Origin of the sequence: Agathobaculum massiliense, from assembly GCF_900291975.1 — a bacterium.
GTDB classification, from domain to species: Bacteria; Bacillota; Clostridia; order Oscillospirales; family Butyricicoccaceae; genus Agathobaculum; species Agathobaculum ammoniilyticum.
Genome location: NZ_OMPN01000001.1, coordinates 153,478 through 171,249 on the forward strand (window position 1 = coordinate 153,478; position 17,772 = coordinate 171,249).

The 17,772-nt window shown below is 56.0% G+C and carries 16 protein-coding genes; 9 read left to right on the forward strand and 7 right to left on the reverse strand.

The features are described from left to right. Window positions 1-28: 28 nt before the first annotated feature. From DBQ51_RS00745 to pyrB, 5 genes are all read left to right on the forward strand, one after another. Window positions 29-733 carry an N-acetylmuramoyl-L-alanine amidase gene (locus DBQ51_RS00745; protein WP_159068016.1) on the forward strand — a complete coding sequence of 235 codons (705 nt, stop codon included), beginning with the start codon at window positions 29-31 and terminating at the stop codon, window positions 731-733. Between the two features lie 10 nt (window positions 734-743). After that, entirely contained in the window at window positions 744-2,099 is a 1,356-nt protein-coding gene (gene radA / locus DBQ51_RS00750) for a DNA repair protein RadA (RefSeq protein WP_107630473.1), read from the forward strand. 89 nt (window positions 2,100-2,188) lie between these two features. Then, window positions 2,189-3,145 carry an efflux RND transporter periplasmic adaptor subunit gene (locus DBQ51_RS00755; RefSeq protein ID WP_107630474.1) on the forward strand — a complete coding sequence of 319 codons (957 nt, stop codon included), beginning with the start codon at window positions 2,189-2,191 and terminating at the stop codon, window positions 3,143-3,145. After that, window positions 3,142-4,317 (forward strand): ABC transporter permease, encoded by a 1,176-nt coding sequence (locus DBQ51_RS00760; protein ID WP_107630475.1) that lies wholly within the window; start codon window positions 3,142-3,144, stop codon window positions 4,315-4,317. The genes DBQ51_RS00755 and DBQ51_RS00760 overlap by 4 nt, the downstream gene beginning before the upstream one ends. 69 nt (window positions 4,318-4,386) lie before the next feature. Then, the gene (pyrB, locus tag DBQ51_RS00765) at window positions 4,387-5,448 is read left to right on the forward strand and encodes an aspartate carbamoyltransferase (protein WP_054325923.1); all 1,062 of its coding nucleotides are present in this window, start codon (window positions 4,387-4,389) and stop codon (window positions 5,446-5,448) included. Between the two features lie 37 nt (window positions 5,449-5,485). Here the strand turns inward: pyrB and thiD are convergent, their stop codons facing one another. Together thiD and DBQ51_RS00775 are read right to left on the reverse strand one after the other, a co-directional pair. Beyond that, window positions 5,486-6,271: a bifunctional hydroxymethylpyrimidine kinase/phosphomethylpyrimidine kinase gene (thiD, locus tag DBQ51_RS00770; RefSeq protein ID WP_054325924.1), complete on the reverse strand. Its 786-nt coding sequence runs from the start codon at window positions 6,269-6,271 to the stop codon at window positions 5,486-5,488. Beyond that, a complete protein-coding gene (locus DBQ51_RS00775; RefSeq protein ID WP_054325925.1) occupies window positions 6,268-7,173 on the reverse strand; it encodes a radical SAM protein in 906 nt (301 codons plus the stop codon). Before DBQ51_RS00775 ends, thiD begins: the two co-directional genes overlap by 4 nt. Window positions 7,174-7,277: 104 nt before the next feature. Between DBQ51_RS00775 and metF the strand changes: the two genes are divergently transcribed. Genes metF through DBQ51_RS00790 form a run of 3 tightly spaced genes read left to right on the forward strand, consistent with a single transcriptional unit; the run spans window position 7,278 to window position 11,152 of the window. Next, window positions 7,278-8,138, forward strand: coding sequence for a methylenetetrahydrofolate reductase [NAD(P)H] (gene metF / locus DBQ51_RS00780; protein ID WP_054325926.1), 861 nt, complete (start codon window positions 7,278-7,280; stop codon window positions 8,136-8,138). Then, a complete protein-coding gene (locus DBQ51_RS00785; protein WP_107630476.1) occupies window positions 8,135-8,779 on the forward strand; it encodes a vitamin B12 dependent-methionine synthase activation domain-containing protein in 645 nt (214 codons plus the stop codon). Before metF ends, DBQ51_RS00785 begins: the two co-directional genes overlap by 4 nt. 6 nt (window positions 8,780-8,785) lie before the next feature. Beyond that, window positions 8,786-11,152: a homocysteine S-methyltransferase family protein gene (locus DBQ51_RS00790; protein WP_107630477.1), complete on the forward strand. Its 2,367-nt coding sequence runs from the start codon at window positions 8,786-8,788 to the stop codon at window positions 11,150-11,152. 232 nt (window positions 11,153-11,384) lie between these two features. Here DBQ51_RS00790 and DBQ51_RS00795 read toward each other — a convergent pair whose 3' ends face one another. Further along, window positions 11,385-12,383 (reverse strand): helix-turn-helix transcriptional regulator, encoded by a 999-nt coding sequence (locus tag DBQ51_RS00795; protein WP_107630478.1) that lies wholly within the window; start codon window positions 12,381-12,383, stop codon window positions 11,385-11,387. Beyond that, on the reverse strand, window positions 12,376-12,900 hold the full coding sequence (locus tag DBQ51_RS00800) for an O-acetyl-ADP-ribose deacetylase (protein ID WP_107630479.1): 525 nt from the start codon (window positions 12,898-12,900) through the stop codon (window positions 12,376-12,378). Before DBQ51_RS00800 ends, DBQ51_RS00795 begins: the two co-directional genes overlap by 8 nt. Window positions 12,901-13,029: 129 nt before the next feature. Here DBQ51_RS00800 and DBQ51_RS00805 point away from each other — a divergent pair, with 129 nt between their 5' ends. After that, entirely contained in the window at window positions 13,030-14,079 is a 1,050-nt protein-coding gene (locus DBQ51_RS00805; protein ID WP_107630480.1) for a tyrosine recombinase XerC, read from the forward strand. A gap of 540 nt (window positions 14,080-14,619) precedes the next feature. Here the strand turns inward: DBQ51_RS00805 and DBQ51_RS00810 are convergent. The 3 genes from DBQ51_RS00810 to DBQ51_RS00820 are packed head-to-tail and all read right to left on the reverse strand — an operon-like array spanning window position 14,620 to window position 17,581. Further along, window positions 14,620-15,582, reverse strand: a complete 963-nt coding sequence (locus tag DBQ51_RS00810) for a transketolase family protein (protein WP_054325930.1) — start codon at window positions 15,580-15,582, stop codon at window positions 14,620-14,622. A gap of 4 nt (window positions 15,583-15,586) precedes the next feature. Then, window positions 15,587-16,429, reverse strand: coding sequence for a transketolase (locus DBQ51_RS00815; protein WP_107630481.1), 843 nt, complete (start codon window positions 16,427-16,429; stop codon window positions 15,587-15,589). 27 nt (window positions 16,430-16,456) lie between these two features. Continuing rightward, the gene (locus tag DBQ51_RS00820) at window positions 16,457-17,581 is read right to left on the reverse strand and encodes an iron-containing alcohol dehydrogenase (protein WP_107630482.1); all 1,125 of its coding nucleotides are present in this window, start codon (window positions 17,579-17,581) and stop codon (window positions 16,457-16,459) included. Between the last annotated feature and the right edge of the window lie 191 nt (window positions 17,582-17,772).

A 17,772-nucleotide genomic window follows, 5' to 3' on the forward strand; every position in this document is an offset into this window, starting at 1 on the left:
ATATGTTTGGAGCACGGAGGTGCGCGCGATGCAGATCAAGATGGGAAAAAGAATGGTGCTTTGCGTAATGGTTGGATTGCTGGCCGGCCTGACCGCAGTTCACAGCAGCGGTATTGTGCAGACAATAGCGGAAAGCCGCGCCTCCCGCACACTGGTGATCGATGCGGGACACGGCGGTTTTGACGGCGGTGCGGTTGGGTCGAACGGCACCGCCGAACAGGACATCAATTTAAGCATTGCGCAACGGCTGTATGGCTTGGCCGGTTTTTTCGGTGTGCAGGCAGTGATGACACGGCCGGATACGAACGCCTTGGATTACGACCCCTCCCGACCGGTGAGGGAAAATAAAATTTCGGATATCAAGGCGCGGGAGCAGATCGTGCAGCAGGCGGCAAATCCGATCTTTCTCAGCATCCATCTGAACAAGTTCAGCGACCCGCAATACCATGGGGCGCAGGTGTTTTATTCCGCCAACCATGCGGGCGGCCGCGTTCTGGCGGAATATCTGCAGAATAGCCTGATTTATGGCTGCGATCCGGAAAACCGGCGTCAGGCCAAGCAGGCGGAAAGCTCGATCTATTTGATGAAAAAACTCACCTGTCCGGCGGTGATCGTCGAATGCGGGTTTTTATCCAATGCGGAAGAGGAAATGAAGCTGAACGATCCGGACTACCATAAAAAACTTGCCGCCTGCATATTGCGCGGATACCTACAATATGCAAATGGCGACTGACGGAGGAATTATGAAGCAAAAATCGGTTTATTTGTGCAGCGATTGTGGCTATGAAAGCCCGAAATGGTTCGGGAAATGCCCTTCGTGCGGCGCCTGGAACACAATGAGCGAGTTCAAAATACAGCCGGAATCAGCGGCCCGCGGGACCAACAGCTTCCCGCGCGGCGCATCGCGGCCGGTGCCGCTCAGCGAGATTGAAAGCGGGGATGAGGCGCGGTTCCATTCCGGTATCGGGGAACTCGACCGCGTTTTGGGCGGCGGCGCGGTACATGGCTCCTTTGTTTTGGTCGGCGGCGAACCGGGGATCGGCAAATCCACGCTCTTGCTGCAGATGTGCCAGGAGATGTGCCGGAACGCCAAGGTGTTGTATGTATCGGGTGAGGAATCCCTTCGGCAGATCAAGCTGCGCGCGGCGCGACTACAGATTTCCTCGCCGGAGCTATACATTCTGTCCGAAACGGATATGGAGCAGATCATCCAGGAAACTGAGCAGATGGAACCGGATATCCTGATCGTGGACTCGATCCAGACCGTTTATAAACGGGATCTGACCGCCGCGCCGGGTGGTACAACGCAGATCAAGGAATGTGCGATGAGCCTGATGCAGTACGCCAAAAATAAAAATGTGACTATTTTTATCGTCGGCCATGTCAACAAAGAGGGAACACTGGCGGGGCCCAAAATTTTAGAGCATATGGTGGACTGCGTGCTGTATTTTGAGGGAGAAACGACAGGGCCGTTTCGCTGTCTGCGCGCGGCAAAGAACCGTTACGGCTCCACCAACGAAATCGGTGTATTTGAGATGAGCGACCATGGCCTGCTGGAGGTTAACAATCCTTCGGCGGCCATGCTGGCCGGACACCCACAGGGTGCCTCCGGTAACTGTATCGCCTGTGTGATGGAGGGCAGCCGTCCTCTGCTTGCCGAGGTGCAGGCGCTCGCGGCAAAAACACAGTTCGGCGTGCCGCGGCGCACGGCGGCTGGGGTGGACTATAACCGGATGGTTCTGCTGCTGGCGATTCTAGAAAAGCGCTGCGGCTTTTTCCTTTCGTCCTCGGATGTATATGTCAATGTGGTCGGCGGCATGCGCCTGGACGAGCCTGCGGTTGACCTGCCCATGGTTCTGGCGATTGCGTCCAGCTTTCGGGACAAGCCCCTGCCGGAAGGGGTAATGGGCTTTGGGGAGATCGGGCTTACCGGCGAGCTGCGCGCGGTGTCGGGCGCGGCGCAGCGGATCAACGAAGCGTACCGGCTTGGCTTCCATACCTGCATCATGCCGATGCAGGACATCGACGAGACGTTGACGAAAAAAATGAATATCGTGCGGGTGCGCACGGCCGCCGATGCGATTCGCGCGGTATTATAAAACTGCAAATTACTACAAAAAATACGAGAGTAAATCCGACCTTTTTGCCGCAGACTATCAGTAGTCTGCGGCGGGAGGTCGGTTATTTTATGGAAAAACAAGCGCGTATTGTTTTAGCTATGACTGCGGTGGTGCTATCGGTAATGCTGGGGGTGGCCTGCTTTTTCCGCGCGCCGAAGCCGGCAGCCGTACAGACGGCGGTCGCTTCCGCACAGGATATTTACAACAGCATCACCGTACAGGGTATTGTGGAAGCGGCCGACAGTGTTGCGGTATGTCCCTATGAAAACGCGGTGATAACAGCGGTATACGCTGCGGTAGGTGATTCCGTAGAGGCTGGAGACATCCTTTGTTCGCTTGTGCCGAGGGAAGGCAAGGAGCTGGAGGCATCAAGCCTCCAGAGCGTTTGGAAATCTTTTTCCGAATCATCCGATCAGACGGTGGCCGCGGAGGAGCGGGATGCGATACGGGCGCCTGTTTCAGGGACGGTTCTTACGCTTCCGATGGAGAATGAACAGGTGTGGTCGGAGGTACCCTGCGTGCAGATCGCGGACCTGAACAATATGCAGGTTCGGGTGCGCACCCCCGAGGTCTATGCAGGCAATCTGCAGCGCGGCCAGATGGCGAACATTACAGCGTCCGCTGCCGGGGAACGGGTGTACAGCGCATCGGTCGCTTCAATATCACCGGTTGCGGTCCGCACGGTTAGCTTGACAGGAGAGAGCGGGGAGGCCACGGTGGAAGCGGTGCTGCCGTTGCGGGGAAGCACCGAAGGACTGCGGCCCGGCTACTCCGTTACGGCTAAAATATTTACCGACTATCATCCACAGGCGGTTGCCGTACCCTATGAAGCGGTATGCCAACGCGGCAAACAGGAATATGTATTCTGTGTGCAGGATGGCAGGGCAGTGCAAAAAGCGGTCACGACAGGTTATCTGTTGGAGGAAGTCACGGAGATCACCGAGGGGCTAACGGCCGGAGAGCTTGTGATCCTCTCGCCGTCGGACGACCTGACGGACGGTACACCGGTCGAGGTGGCGGCATGAGGCTTGTCGATTTATTTCGGCTGGCCCTTGGAAATCTGCGGGAAAACCCCTTGCGCACCGGACTATGCGCCTTATCGGTTGCGGTTGGCACCGGCGCCTTGCTCCTGATCGCCTCGATCGGGCTGTTTGGCAAAACGCAGGTAGATGTGACGCTACAGACGCTTGGCGTGAGCGGGCTGACCGTTTATCTGGACAACCACGGTTCCGGCAATCCGCTGTCCGCCGAGCTGGCCGATCAGATGGGACAGGCGGTGGAGGAGATTGAGCAGGTAATGCCGATCAAGGCCAAAACAGGAACGATCCGCGCGGGATATGTGAGCGAGAACGCTGTGTTTCTCGGCGCGGATGAGCGCCTCGGGGATGTGATGCGGCTGGAGGTGCTTTTCGGCAGCTTGTTTACGGAGCGTCAGGCCGCGTCCGGCCAGCCGGTGGCAGTCGTTGGGGACGATCTGGCGCAGGCGCTTTATGGGCGCGCCAACATTGTAGGGCGCACCGTGCGAGTCCGTTTGGACGGAGCGGAGCAATATTTTACGGTCTGCGGCGTTGTTCGGGCACAGACAAGCGCGCTGGGCGGCGCGCTTTCCTCCTTTGCGCCGCACCTGATCTACATTCCTTATGCGTATCTGGCATCACGACAGGAGAATGCGGATCAAGTGTTTGTCCAATGCGCTGCGGAAGCGGACCTGTCCCATGTCAGTAGCCGGATATCCGGCTACCTGACCGATCGGGGAAAGGTGGACGGGACCGTGCGGGTACAAAATATGTCGGGCATGGTGGACGCGGTGGAGCAAATGGCCAACCTGTGCATCCTGCTGTTCCTTGTTGTGGGTGGGATCACATTATGTGTGGCATTGATCGGCGTATTATGCAGCATGCTGGCCGCGACGCACGAAAAAACAGGGGAGATCGGTGTGTTTTTGGCGCTGGGGGCGCAGCCGCGTGATATCCGGCGTCTGTTTTTGCTGCAATCCGCTCTGCTGTGCGCTTTTGGCGGCGTCTGCGGCTGGGGATCGGTTTGCCTGCTGCTGTTGTTCGGTGGTACTGTTTTACTGCCGGGCTGGATGCTGTCTGCGGCGATCCTGCTCCTTTCCCTCGTCTGCGGAGCGGTGGCAGGCCTGCTGCCAGCCATTCGGGCGGCACGGCTCGACCCGATCGACGCAATCCTGAAATAGGCCTTTCCTTTCAAATCCCCCTGTGTTAAAATGGATAGGGAAAACAGACATGAGGAAAGGTTGAAAACCATGCGCCATATCATTGATCTCAGCGATTTAACAGAAAAAGAGTTCGCTGATCTGTATAAACTGACAACAAATATAATCGATCGTCCGGAAGGCTATACGGATGCCTGCCGCGGCAAGGTGCTGGGCAGCCTGTTTTACGAACCGTCGACACGGACAAACCTGTCGTTTTCAACAGCGATGATGCGGTTGGGCGGCAGTGTGGTTGGCTTTTCCGATCCTGGCTCCTCCTCCACGGCAAAGGGGGAGACGCTGAAAGACACGATCAGCATGGTATCCAGCTATGCGGACCTGATTGTCATGCGCAACCCGCGCGAAGGTGCGGCGAAAGCGGCTTCGATGTACTCTTCGGTTCCCGTGATCAATGCCGGCGACGGGGGACATCTGCATCCCACACAGACTTTGACCGACATGGTGACGATCCTGCGTCTGCGCGGCTCGGCGGATGATATGAAAATCGGCCTGTGCGGGGACCTGAAATATGGGCGCACGGTCCATTCGCTGCTGCATTTTCTGGAGCGCTACCATAATGTGCAGGTTTATCTGATTGCACCGGAAGCGCTTAAGCTGCCCGACTATATGATTCGCTTCCTGAACGATCACAGCATGCCGTATTGCGAAGTGAACAGTATTGACGAAGTCCTGCCGGAACTCGACGTGCTTTATATGACCCGTATCCAGCGCGAGCGCTTTGTGACTGCGCAGGAATATAAAAACCTGGAAGGCAGCTACCAATTGACTGCGGAAAAAATGAAGCGCGCCAAAAAGGACATGCTGGTGCTCCACCCGCTGCCACGTGTGGACGAGATCGCGCAGGACGTGGACGAGGATCCGCGTGCGGTTTATTTTCGTCAGGCGAGGTTTGGGATGTTCGGCCGTATGGCGTTGTTGCTGACGCTTTCCAAATTGCCATTCATCCGTGCAGGACATCAGGAGATCGGCGCGCACGGCGTCCGTTGCTCCAACCACAAATGTATCACCAAGACCGAACCATACCTTCCGCTGGAAGGTACACCCGGCAGCCGTTGTCCCTATTGCGACGCGCCGTTGGAGATGCTGCTGTAAAATCAAAAGCCCTGACCCGAACGGGTCAGGGCTTATTCTATTTGTCCCAATCCACCTTGTGCTGCAGTGGACCGGAGCCATGCCCCAGCGCCAGGCCATAGCGGATACAGGCGGTCAGATAGCGTTTGGCGCGTTTAACGCTGTCGGCCAGGGGGATTCCCTGCGCCAGCCCGCAGGCAATTGCGGAGGAGAGCGTGCAGCCGGTGCCGTGGGTATTGGGATTATCGATGCGGGGCGCAGACAGCCAGTGGAGCTGGCCGTCCGCAAACAGAAGGTCGTCGGCACAGTCCCGCAGATGCCCGCCCTTGACCATCACAGAGCCTTGGGTCAAGGGGGCGATCGCCTGCGCGGCCTGTTCCATGTCCGCACGGCTGCGGATGGTATGGCCGCATATCGCGGCCGCTTCCTGCAGATTGGGAGTAACGAGCGCGCACAGGGGGAACAACTCGTCCAAAAGCGTTTTGGCGGCGTCAGGGCGCAGTAGCGCGCTTCCGCTGGAAGAAAGCATCACAGGGTCGAGCACGATGTTTTCAGCATGGTAGGCGCGCAGCCGCTCCGCCACCGTGCGGATGATATTGGTATCATACAACATACCCAGCTTTACGGAGTCCGGACGGATATCCTCAAAAACGCAGTCGATCTGTTTGGCGACAAGCGCTGCGGAAACAGGCTGCATATCAAAAACGCCTGTTGTATTCTGTGCGATCACGACCGTGATAACGGCCATACCATACAGGCCGTACGCCTCGATTGTTTTCAAATCGGTCTGGATACCGGCGCCGCCGGTGGGATCGGTGCCGGCGATGGCGAGTACGGTTTTCATTTTTCTTCCTCCAATCCACTTCCGTCAAACGCAGGAATAAAGCTCTCTCCAACTGCTTGCTCCTGCTGAAAAAAGCCGCTCAGCCCGAGCGAGCGGAACAGCGTGCAGGCATCCTCATACTCTTGGTCCGTGACCGTGCGGTTCAGTTCGGGCCAACACTCCATGTCAAACGGCGTATACTGCCGCATCAGGCTCACCAGTACAGTATCGCTGAATCGGACCGCGATATCACGAAGCACCTGGGCGGTATCGCCGGCAAGCCCCGGCAGCATCAAATGCCGGATAATTGTTCCGCGAAGGAGCAGACCGTTGGCATCATACTGGGGCGGCCCGCTCTGCCGTACCATTTCCGCAATCGCGTCAACAGCGGTTTCACGGTAGTCCTCTGCATGGGAATAGCGCGCAGCATAATAGCTGCTGTAATATTTATAATCCGGCAAGTAAATATCGATCCATCCGTCGAGCAGGGCGAGCGTATCCTCGCTTTCATAGCCGCTGGAATTGTAAACAATAGGGATATTCAGCCCAAGCAGCCTGGCCTGTGCCAGCGCCTCGATGACCTGTGGCGCATAGTGCGCGCCGGTGACCAGGTTGATGTTGTGCGCGCCTTTGTTCTGAAGCGAAAGAAAGGTTTTTGCCAGCTCGGCTATAGAAACGGTCGTGCCGCTCGCCGCGCGGCGGCTGATCTGGCGGTTTTGGCAGAACACACAGCCCAGGGAACAATGGGTAAAAAATACCGTGCCGGAGCCGTGCGTGCCGGAGATCGGCGGTTCCTCCCACAGGTGCAGCGAAGCGCGGGAGGCCTCCACCTGCGCGCCGGCGCCGCACAGGCCGCGTGTGCGTGTCCGGTCGGCACCGCAGGCGCGCGGGCATAATGTACAGTGTTTGAGCAGACCTGTCAAATTTACCCCTCCAATGAAGTATATTATAGCGTATTTTGGTCTGGAAATAAAGACGGGATTTATGCTATACTAAATGAAAAGCAAAACTGTAGGAGATAACCGACATGAAAATATCTGACATCTTAAAGCAGGACAAGGTGACGCTGTCCTTTGAAGTGTTTCCTCCAAAGAACGGCAGCAGCTATGAATCGGTTGCGCAGGCCACGCAGGAGATCGCGGCACTGCGGCCGGACTTTATGAGTGTGACCTATGGCGCGGGCGGCGGTACGAGCGAGCATACAGTACATATCGCATCTGATTTGCATAAAAAATACGGCGTTACCGTATTGACGCATCTGACCTGCGTATCCTCGACGAAAGCGCATGTATCCTCTATGCTGGAAGCGTTCAAGGCGCATGGCCTTGAAAATGTGCTTGCGCTGCGCGGCGATATTCCGGCAGGCGGCGCCCCTGCAAACGATTACCGTTTCGCGGCCGAACTGGTGTGCGATATCAAGGAGCAGGGAGATTTTTGCGTGGGCGGCGCGTGCTATCCGGAAGGGCATGTCGAGGCGTCCAACAAAACCGAGGATATTCTCCGACTCAAGGAAAAGGTGGAGGCGGGCTGCGAATTTTTGACGACCCAGATGTTTTTTGATAACAATATCCTGTATAATTTCCTGTACCGGATCCGCGAAAAGGGGATCACCGTACCGGTGGTCGCGGGCATCATGCCGGTAACGAATGTAAAACAGATCAAGCGTATCACCGCAATGTCTGGTACTTATCTGCCCGAACGCTTTAAGGCGATCGTCGACCGCTTTGGCGACAATCCAGCGGCGATGAAGCAGGCGGGTGTGATTTATGCCACCGAACAAATCATTGACCTGATCGCCAATGGAGTAAACCATATCCATGTTTACTCGATGAACAAGCCAGAGATCGCTGCGGAGATCCAGGCAAGCCTGTCGGAGATCCTCAAGTGATTACGTTCGACCGCAGCGAAGCGCTTCGATATTTGGGCTACCGCGGAACCGAACCGGATGCGGCGGTGGAGGAAAGCCTTGTCCGCTGCGCGGAGGGATTGCAGGACGTCATCCAGCCCCAATCCGTATTCCGGCGGTTCCCGCTGCGCCATCCGGCTGAGAATATGCTGGATGTGGCGGGCGTTGCAATTCACAGCAATCACCTGGCGCGCAACCTGAAAGACTGCACGGACGTTTACCTGATGGCGGCAACGCTGGGGATAGGGGCGGACCGGCTGATTGCCCGTGCATCTGCCGTGCGCATGAGCGACGCGGTGATTTATCAAGCTGTCGCCGCCGCGATGATTGAGGCTTATTGCGAGGAAGTGAACGATATGCTGCGTCGGAAAGCCGGCAACTACGGCCTGTACTGCCGGCCGCGCTTCAGCCCCGGGTACGGCGATTTTGACATCGGTCACCAGCGGGATTTGAGCCGTCTGCTGGATACGCCGCGAAAGATCGGGCTGACGGTAACCGAAAGCTGCCTGCTAGCGCCGATCAAATCGGTGACCGCGGTGATCGGGCTGTCCGCCACGCCGCAGCCCTGCCACCGAAAGGGCTGCGAGGAATGCGGAAAAACAGACTGCGCTTTTAGGAGATAAGGAATAATGGAACTGAAAGAACGCTTAGGGAAAGAATGGTTGTTTTTTGACGGCGGCACAGGCACGATCCTCCAGGAACGCGGCCTTGCGGCAGGGGAACTACCGGAAACCTGGAACCTGACGCATCCGGAAGAAATCATATCGCTGCATTGCGGCTATTTCGAGGCGGGCAGCGATATCGTCAACACCAATACCTTCGGTGCGAATGCTCTTAAATATCCGCATAACCTGCGTCGGATTGTGCAGGCGGCAGTAGCGCATGCCAAAGAAGCAAGGCGGCGCACCGGACGGGAGGACGCCTATATCGCGCTTGATATCGGACCAACCGGCCGGCTACTGCAGCCGATGGGCGACCTGCCGTTCGAGCGCGCAGTTGAATTGTTTGGGGAAGTCGTGCGTATCGGCGCTGCCGCCGGCGCCGATCTTGTTTTGATTGAAACAATGAGCGACAGCTATGAGGCCAAGGCCGCCGTGCTTGCGGCAAAGGAAAACTGTCGGCTGCCAGTGCTTGCAACAATGATTTTTGACGAGAAAGGCAAGCTGCTCACCGGCGGTACGGTGGATTCCACAGCGGCCATGCTGGAGGGCCTGGGAGTGGATGCGCTCGGCGTTAACTGCGGGCTTGGACCAAAGCAAATGCAGCCGATTATAAAGCGGCTGACCGAGGTCAGTTCACTTCCCATTATTGTCAACCCCAATGCAGGCCTGCCGCGCAGCGAAAACGGCAGGACTGTATTTGACATCAACGCGGATGAATTCGCCCGCCTGATGGGGGAAATCGCAGAGATGGGGGTACACCTGCTCGGCGGTTGCTGCGGCACCACGCCGGAGCATATCCGAAAAATGATCGCCGCCTGCAGGACAAAAAGCTTTGCCCCCGCGGTCAGGAAGCACCGCACAGTCGTTTCCTCCTTCTCCCAGGCGGTCGAGATTGGCGGTAAACCGGTCATTATCGGGGAGCGGATCAACCCGACCGGAAAAAGCAAATTCAAGGCAGCGCTGCGGGAAAATAACATTGAATATATCCTTTCTGAAGGGATGGCGCAGGAGGACAGCGGCGCGCATATTCTGGATGTCAACGTCGGCCTGCCGGAGATCGACGAGCCGGCTATGATGGCACAGGTGGTGACCCGACTGCAGAGCGTAATCGCGCTGCCGCTGCAGATCGATACCTCAAGCGTTGAGGCGATGGAGCGCGGCATGCGGCTGTATAACGGCAAGCCAATGATTAATTCGGTCAGCGGAAAACGGGAGAGCATGGAGGCAGTGTTTCCGCTGGTGAAAAAATACGGCGGCGTGGTGGTCGGTCTTGCGCTCGATGAAAACGGCATTCCCTATACCGCAGAAGGGCGCGTGCAGATAGCCAAAAAGATATATGAGACAGCCGCGTTCTACGGGATTGCAAAGGAAGACATTGTGATCGACGGTCTGGCGATGACGATTTCCTCTGACAGCGGCTCAGCGCTTGTTACATTGGAAACGCTGCGCCGGATTCGCGACGAACTGGGTGGGCATACGATACTTGGTGTGTCCAATATCTCGTTCGGACTGCCGCAGCGGGAAATTATCAATGCTAATTTCTTTACCATGGCGCTGCAGAACGGGTTATCTTGCGCGATCATCAATCCAAACGCCGAATCGATGATGTGTTCCTACCGGTCTTTCCTTGCCTTGAGCGGGCAGGATGAACAGTGCGCGGGCTTTATCGCAGCGTATGGAAATCAGCAGGCGGCCTTGCCGGCTTCAGCAGGGGCGGTCATGGCGCTGGACGAGAGTGTGGAACGCGGCCTTCGTGAGCGCGCTGCGGAAGCGGCGCGGGACCTGCTGCGGACCGTGCCGCCGTTGGAGTTGGTGAACAACGAGCTGATTCCGGCGCTTGACCGCGTGGGAAAGGGCTTTGAAAAGGGGACGGTATTCCTCCCGCAGCTCCTGATGAGTGCGGAGGCGGCAAAAGCCGCGTTCGAGGTCGTCAAGGACGCGATGCGCGGCGCACCGCAGGAAGTGAAAGGCAGAATCATCCTGGCGACCGTAAAAGGGGATATCCATGATATTGGGAAAAATATCGTCAAGGTACTCCTCGAAAACTACGGTTATCAGGTCATCGACCTTGGAAAAGATGTGCCGCCGGAAACGATTGCCGACACAGCGGTCAGGGAAAACGTGCCGCTGGTGGGCTTGAGCGCGTTGATGACCACCACGGTCGTCAGTATGGAGCAAACAATCCAGCTGCTGCGCGAACGCAAGCCCGACGCAAGGATCGTGGTTGGCGGCGCGGTGCTGACACAGGAATATGCGGATTCCATCGGCGCGGACTGCTATGCGCGTGACGCAATGGCGACCGTGCATTACGCCGACCATATTTTTGAAAGCTGATAAACAGGGCTGCGGAAATATTCCGCAGCCCTGTTTTCGGGTATATTGTAGTTAAGCGGCTCCTGCCAGCTCTTCCAGCGCTTCCTGCTTGGTATCGGCGGAAAACAGAAACGCGCCGGTATCGTCGTATACCTCGATGTGTCCGTTTACATATTCGATCGAGTAGCTCATATTCGGTTCTCCTTTCTTTGTTGTACTTATTGTACCAAGAAAAGAGTCCGATAATCAGGACTTACTCAAGCATGGCTTGTAATTGGTGTTGAAAAGCGGCGCGTACCTCCTCGGGCTCGACGATCTGTACCGCACCGCCCAGGCCAAACACCCAAGAAAAAAACTGCGGACTGACCGCAACATCCACACGGATGAAAAAATGCGCTTCATCCGCTTTTTGTACCATCAGTTCTGCGCCGAAACGGTCGCGGAGCACGCCGATAAACCGGTTTTCACATCGCAGGCGCACCGTTTTTTCCTCGCCGGAAAACATGCCGAACACTTTGCGCGAATAGGCGGCGATGTTGAAGCGGTCCTGAAACAGACGACGCCCTTCGCGCAGCTTGTCAGTCAAAGAAATATGCTCCATTTTATCCACGCGATAGTGGCGGATGGAGTCCGATGGGTGATCGTATGCCACCAGATAATAATTTTCATCATCCCAAGTCAATGCCCATGGGCTGACCTGGTAAAGCGCCCCATCCTTGCGATAGCGCTTGCGGATACGCTGCGTGGAGGAAAAGTCAAGCGCCCACTCAAAATATTGGAACGTAATCTGCACCCCTGCGGAAACTGCGGTGTGCAAGGTGTCAATATTGTAATAGATGCTCTCGTTCATGGTTTTCACACGGTCGGAAACATAGACCTGCCGCTGCAGCGCGCGGGCTTGCGGTTCGCTGGCAAGAGCCTCTATTTTTTTGATCAGCTCATTGGATTTCTTTTCCGTAATAAATCGGGAGCATTGGATCGCGTCCACCAGCAACTTGAGTTCGGGCAGTTCAAAATCACGGGACGCAATATAGTACCCGCCGTTGGGACCGCGTTGGAGCATGACATCCAGACCGAAGTCCTGCAGGGCGGCAATATCGGAGTAGATGCTTTTCCGCTCCGCTTCAATCCCGCAGCGGGAAAGCGCGGAGAGAAGCTCATCCATGCTGAGCTTATGCCCCTCGTCCGTCTTTTGCAACAAGATTTTACAGAGATACAGCAGCTTCAGCTTTTGATTTGGATTTTTAGCCATCTGCCTGCCCCGCTTCTGCCAATGCATCCTGATAGGCGGCAAGCGTCGCGCGGTCAAAGCAGACCATGGTGACGCGTTCGATCTCCGGATGGGAGGCGAGGAAGCCCCCAATAGCAGCGATTGCGATGCGAGCCGCGCGTTCGACCGGAAAATGATAGACGCCGGTGCTGATGGAGGGAAATGCAACGGTCTTGCAGCCCAGTCCGGCTGCGGCGGCCAGGGAATTGCGGTAGCAGGAAGCAAGCAGCGCATCCTCTCCGGATTTTCCGCCATGCCAGATCGGCCCCGGGGTATGGATGACATAGCGGCAGGGCAGGCGGTAGGCCTTTGTCGCCTTTGCCTCTCCGGTTTTGCAGCCGCCGAGCGTGCGGCATTCCGCGAGCAGCTCCGGTCCGGCTGCACGGTGGATCGCGCCATCCACACCGCCGCCGCCAAGCAGGGAGGTGTTGGCCGCATTGACGATCGCGTCGGTTTCGCATTTGGTGATATCGCCCTGAACGATTTGCAGGCGTTTCATAAGCAATCCTTCTTTCCGAGAGTTTTATTGGACATATTATACGGCGAACCGGACCAAATTGCAAGTTTGACGCAAAGCGTGCGAAAGGGTATAATAATAACAGAATGACACAGCAGGGAGGGCGGGACGATGGAAAAGCCCATGTCGCAATACGCTGCGGATGCGCCGCGCGTACTGCGGGATTTTCTCACCTATATTTCGACGATACAGGGAAAATCATCGAAAACCGCGCATGAATACTACCTCGATCTGCGGCTTTTTTTTCGGGTGTTAAAGCATAACAAAGGGCTGGTCCCGAAAGCCCTGCCGCTGGACCAGATCCCGATCGAGGATATTGATATTGATTTTCTGCGGGATGTTACGCTTTCCGATGCCTATGATTATCTGGAATATATGTCAGGGGAGCGGCCGACACAGCAAAACAGCACCGCGACGGATTTTGGTCTGAGCGGCACCTCCCGCGCGCGCAAGGTTTCGGCGATCCGCGCGTTTTTCCGGTACCTGACAGATAAGCGGCATTTGCTGGACAGCAATCCGGTCAGCAATCTGGAATCCCCAACCATTCGAAAAACGCTGCCCGTTTATCTGACAACGGATGACAGCGTCCGCCTGCTCGAAGCCGTGCAGGGGGAGTATGCGGAGCGGGATTATTGCATCCTGACATTTTTTCTAAACTGCGGGCTGCGCGTTTCAGAGCTGGTGGGTCTGAACCTGACGGACTTCCAGGGGGATACGGTGCGTGTGCTGGGCAAAGGGAACAAGGAGCGCACGGTATATCTTAACCAGGCGTGCAAGGCTGCGCTCGAGCAATACCTGCCCAAGCGTATCACACCGCACGAAAAGGATAAAAACGCGCTGTTTATCAGCCGCAACCGCAACCGTATCAATGTGCAGACCGTCAAATGGCTGGTCAAAAAGCATTTGGGACAGGCGGGGTTGGATACACAGAAATACTCGGCGCACAAGCTGCGCCATACGGCGGCGACGCTGATGTACCAAAACGGGGTGGATATCCGCACGTTGCAGAATATCTTAGGCCATACCAGCGTCAATACGACAATGATCTATACGCATATTGAGGACAGCAGCCTGCGGGAAGCAGCGGCAAAAAATCCGCTTGCCTCGGTAAAACCGAGCCGAAAGCAGGAAACGGACAAGGAAGAGGGAAGCACCAGATAGTGCTTCCCCTTCTTAATTCTTATTGGAGCGCGCCATAGCCGGCGTTTTGAACACAGCGCTGGCCGTTTTCAGAGAGCATGAACGCAGCGAGCCGTCGGGCGGGTGCATCCGCCGGGGTGTCCTTGCGCAGGACGACATAGGCAGAGGGTAGCTGCCATCCGCGATAGTTTCTTCCGTGGGTGCGATACCGTCCCCAGAAAGCAGCTTGATGTATTGCTCCGTATCCAGAACTGCATTGGAAGCGCAATAGTAGTAAAAAATACGTAGCCGAGTCCATATCCCAGAGGAGCTTCGGTTCCGGCGCTCACGACATCAGTCAGGATGCTTTGCATCGCATAGGAGGTCGTCATGGCGGATGGTTTCGTTGACCTCGTTGCCATGCGCAATGGCGCTCCATCTGGACATGGCTGCCGCTTTCATTGTTGCGGCATAGGCCAAGCAACCTATGTGTACAGAAGACAAGCTACAAACTGGGAAAATGAACCAAAAAAACAGGGAGATATGCGGAAAGCATACCTCCCTGTTGTATAGGCAACGGAATTATTTGCGCTTGATGGTCTCCTTGGCGGCTGCGACGATATCCTCCACCGTCATGCCAAAAATCCCCTTCAAATAATCGATGGAACCGACTTCGCCAAAGCGGTCCTGCACGCCGATGCGCTTCATCGGAACCGGGCAATGCTCGCCAACCACCTCAGCCACAGCAGAACCAAGGCCGTTGATGACATTATGGTTCTCTACTGTCACGATCGCGCCGGTCTTCTGTGCGGCGGCAACAATCGCCTCAACGTCGAGCGGCTTCCAGGTGAACATATTCAGAACCTTGGCGGAAATGCCTTCCTTTGCCAGGATCTCGGCAGCCTTGATGGTATCCGTGGTGCAGTAGCCGGAAGTGATCAGCGTGACATCACTGCCATCTCGCAGCTCGACCGCCTTGCCAATTTCAAAGGTAGAGCCATCCTCGAAAACCTTGTCCACAACCTTACGGGTGATGCGGATATAGAATACGCCGTACATATCCTTAGTCTGACGCATCAAATCGGCCAGCATGACCGAATCGGTAGGCTCAAGCAGAGTGACCTCCGGAATTGTGCGCATCAGGCCCATGTCCTCAATCGGCATATGGGTGCCGCCATTGTAGGAAGCGGTGACGCCGGCGTCCGAACCGATCATGCGCACATTGAGCTTTGCGTAGGCAGCGGAGATGTAAACCTGGTCAATGACACGGCGTGCGGCGAACGGACCGAAAGTATGTGTGAACGGCTTGAGGCCGACCGCAGACGCGCCCGCGGCGACGCCGATCATATTTGCTTCCTGGATGCCGCAGTCAATGCAGCGGTCCGGATACTTTTCTCCGAAACCGACCATGCCAATGGAGTTGATAACGTCGCAGTCAAAGTATACGACGGCATCGTCCTTTGCGGCCATCTCTTCCATGGTGTCCGCAAAGGTCTTTTTCATCTCGACCTCTTCGGGACGAATCTCTTTAACAACTTTGTACATGCGATTAACCCTCACTTTCCAGCTTTGCGATCTTAGCGTCCAGTTCCTTGATGGCAGCCTCGTAATCCTCTTCCGGGAAACGGACGAAATGGTTGTAGAAAGTATCGGCAAAGCAGCAATCCTTGCCCTTGATCGTATTGAGAACGATCATCGAGGGCTTGTCAGCAACCTTTTTTGCTTCCTCGATCGCGGCGACGATAGCGGGGATATCGTGGCCGTCAACCTCCTGGGAATGCCAGCCGAAGTCCTCAAACTTCTGACGGAGGTCGCCCAGATCGCAGATGTCCTTGGTATATCCATCAAGCTGCTTTTTGTTGTAATCAACAAAGCCGATCAAGTGGCCGAGCTTCTTGGTCGCTGCGAACAGCGCCGCCTCCCAAACCTGGCCTTCGTCGCACTCGCCGTCGCCGAGTATGGTATAAACATAGTTCGGCTTTTTCTGATACTGCATGCCCCAGGCAATGCCGACTGCGGCGGATACGCCCTGGCCAAGCGAGCCGGTCGTCATATCAATACCGGGCGTGCGGTTGCGGTCGCAGTGGGAGGGGAGGCGGGTGCCTTCCTTATTCAGCGTATCCAGCTCGTCCTCGGGGAAATAGCCCATCAGTGCCAGCGTGCCGTAAACTGCGGGACCGCAATGGCCTTTGGATACGACCAGCCAGTCGCGCTCTTCCCACTGGGGGTTTTTCGGGTCTACCTTCATGACTTCACCATACAGCGCCGCCATCAGATCGGACATGGACATCGAGCCGCCGACATGGCCGCCGTGGAACGCGTTCATCGCGCGCAGGGCAGCTTTGCGGATCTGAGCGGCGAAGATGTTCATTTCTTTGAGACTTTTTTTCATTTTGCCCTCACTTCGCTTTCTTTGTTATTAATATACCGACTTATAGATCTCAACCATATCTTCAATGGTGAGCGGTACATAGTTGTTATTCAGCAGACGGGTCTGGCCAGCCATGACGCCCTCTGCAAAGCCTTGGAATTCCGCATCCGAAATGCCGAATTCCTTCAGCGGCTTGCGCGGCTGAACCTGGTCGAATAACTGGAACGCTGCCTCCAGCGCCTGATCAGCCGGAACGCCGAGCAGGTCGCCCCACAGCTTCTCGAGATCGTTGATCTTGCCCACCGGCTGCTTTTCCTTGTACTTGCGGAACGTTGCCGCGAAAACAAGCTGGTTGGCTTCGCCGTGCGGGATGTGATAGCCGCCGCCGAGCGGATAGCTCAAAGCATGCACTGCGGCACAGCCCGCCGAGCAGAACGCAAGGCCTGCGAAGTTGGAAGCGTTGATAAACTCCTGCGCACGGTCCGTCCACTTGTCCAGGCCGTTTTTCACGATGTACTGATAGCCTTCGAAGATCAGGCGAATCGCTTCCTTGGAGAACAGCTCGGAAACCGGACTGGCCTTGGGGGAGAGGTAGGACTCAGTCGCATGGATAAGCGCATCGATCGACGAAGTAGCAAAGAACTTATACGGCAGGCCGGAAATCAGCTCCGGAATCAGCACAGATTTTGCGGGGAACATCAGAGGGCTGTTCAGGCCGCGCTTGGTGTGCAGGCTGGACAACTCGACGGCACAGGCGTTCGTCACTTCGGAACCGGTGCCACAGGTAGTCGGGATTGCATATACCTCATAGATGCGGGTGGGCTTCTCTGCGTCCGGACTCAGGTCGAACAGATCCTCGGTCTTGTTGGAGGAAACATGCAGGGAGCACATCTTCGCAATATCGATGACCGAGCCGCCGCCGACCGCGATCAGGCGCTTGACACCAGCCGGAATTGCCTTTTTAATTTCATCAACCATCTCGGTGGTCGGCTCGCCCTTGCCATACGCCTCGATGAAAAGGGAGCCGCAGTTGGGGTTGAGCGGCTTGACATACTGGTTGTACAGGAATTCATTTGTTAAAATAAAATCCTCTGCACCGACATTTTCTCCTTCCATAAATTCCTGAAAGGAATCATGGTAGACGATGTCGGCATACATCTTGAATTCTTTCATGGGGTATCCCTCCTATAAAATTTGCAGTACATGCGTGTGTAAGCGCAAAATCGCTCGCGGGAACGGTGCCGGACGCGGCAAAAAGAAAAGCTGCTCTAATGCGCTCGGTGCAGTGGCAGCCGCTGAAATAACATTTTGTGCTTTACATGGTCACTATACCACATTCCATGGCAAAGTCAATCCTAAAAAAT

Coding starts and splice junctions, on each gene's coding strand:
- DBQ51_RS00745 (WP_159068016.1), top strand. CDS start 29: ATGCAGATCAAGATGGGAAAAAGAATGGTGCTTTGCGTAATGGTTGGA.
- radA (WP_107630473.1), top strand. CDS start 744: ATGAAGCAAAAATCGGTTTATTTGTGCAGCGATTGTGGCTATGAAAGC.
- DBQ51_RS00755 (WP_107630474.1), top strand. CDS start 2,189: ATGGAAAAACAAGCGCGTATTGTTTTAGCTATGACTGCGGTGGTGCTA.
- DBQ51_RS00760 (WP_107630475.1), top strand. CDS start 3,142: ATGAGGCTTGTCGATTTATTTCGGCTGGCCCTTGGAAATCTGCGGGAA.
- pyrB (WP_054325923.1), top strand. CDS start 4,387: ATGCGCCATATCATTGATCTCAGCGATTTAACAGAAAAAGAGTTCGCT.
- thiD (WP_054325924.1), bottom strand. CDS start 6,271: ATGAAAACCGTACTCGCCATCGCCGGCACCGATCCCACCGGCGGCGCC.
- metF (WP_054325926.1), top strand. CDS start 7,278: ATGAAAATATCTGACATCTTAAAGCAGGACAAGGTGACGCTGTCCTTT.
- DBQ51_RS00790 (WP_107630477.1), top strand. CDS start 8,786: ATGGAACTGAAAGAACGCTTAGGGAAAGAATGGTTGTTTTTTGACGGC.
- DBQ51_RS00795 (WP_107630478.1), bottom strand. CDS start 12,383: ATGGCTAAAAATCCAAATCAAAAGCTGAAGCTGCTGTATCTCTGTAAA.
- DBQ51_RS00800 (WP_107630479.1), bottom strand. CDS start 12,900: ATGAAACGCCTGCAAATCGTTCAGGGCGATATCACCAAATGCGAAACC.
- DBQ51_RS00805 (WP_107630480.1), top strand. CDS start 13,030: ATGGAAAAGCCCATGTCGCAATACGCTGCGGATGCGCCGCGCGTACTG.
- DBQ51_RS00810 (WP_054325930.1), bottom strand. CDS start 15,582: ATGTACAAAGTTGTTAAAGAGATTCGTCCCGAAGAGGTCGAGATGAAA.
- DBQ51_RS00815 (WP_107630481.1), bottom strand. CDS start 16,429: ATGAAAAAAAGTCTCAAAGAAATGAACATCTTCGCCGCTCAGATCCGC.
- DBQ51_RS00820 (WP_107630482.1), bottom strand. CDS start 17,581: ATGAAAGAATTCAAGATGTATGCCGACATCGTCTACCATGATTCCTTT.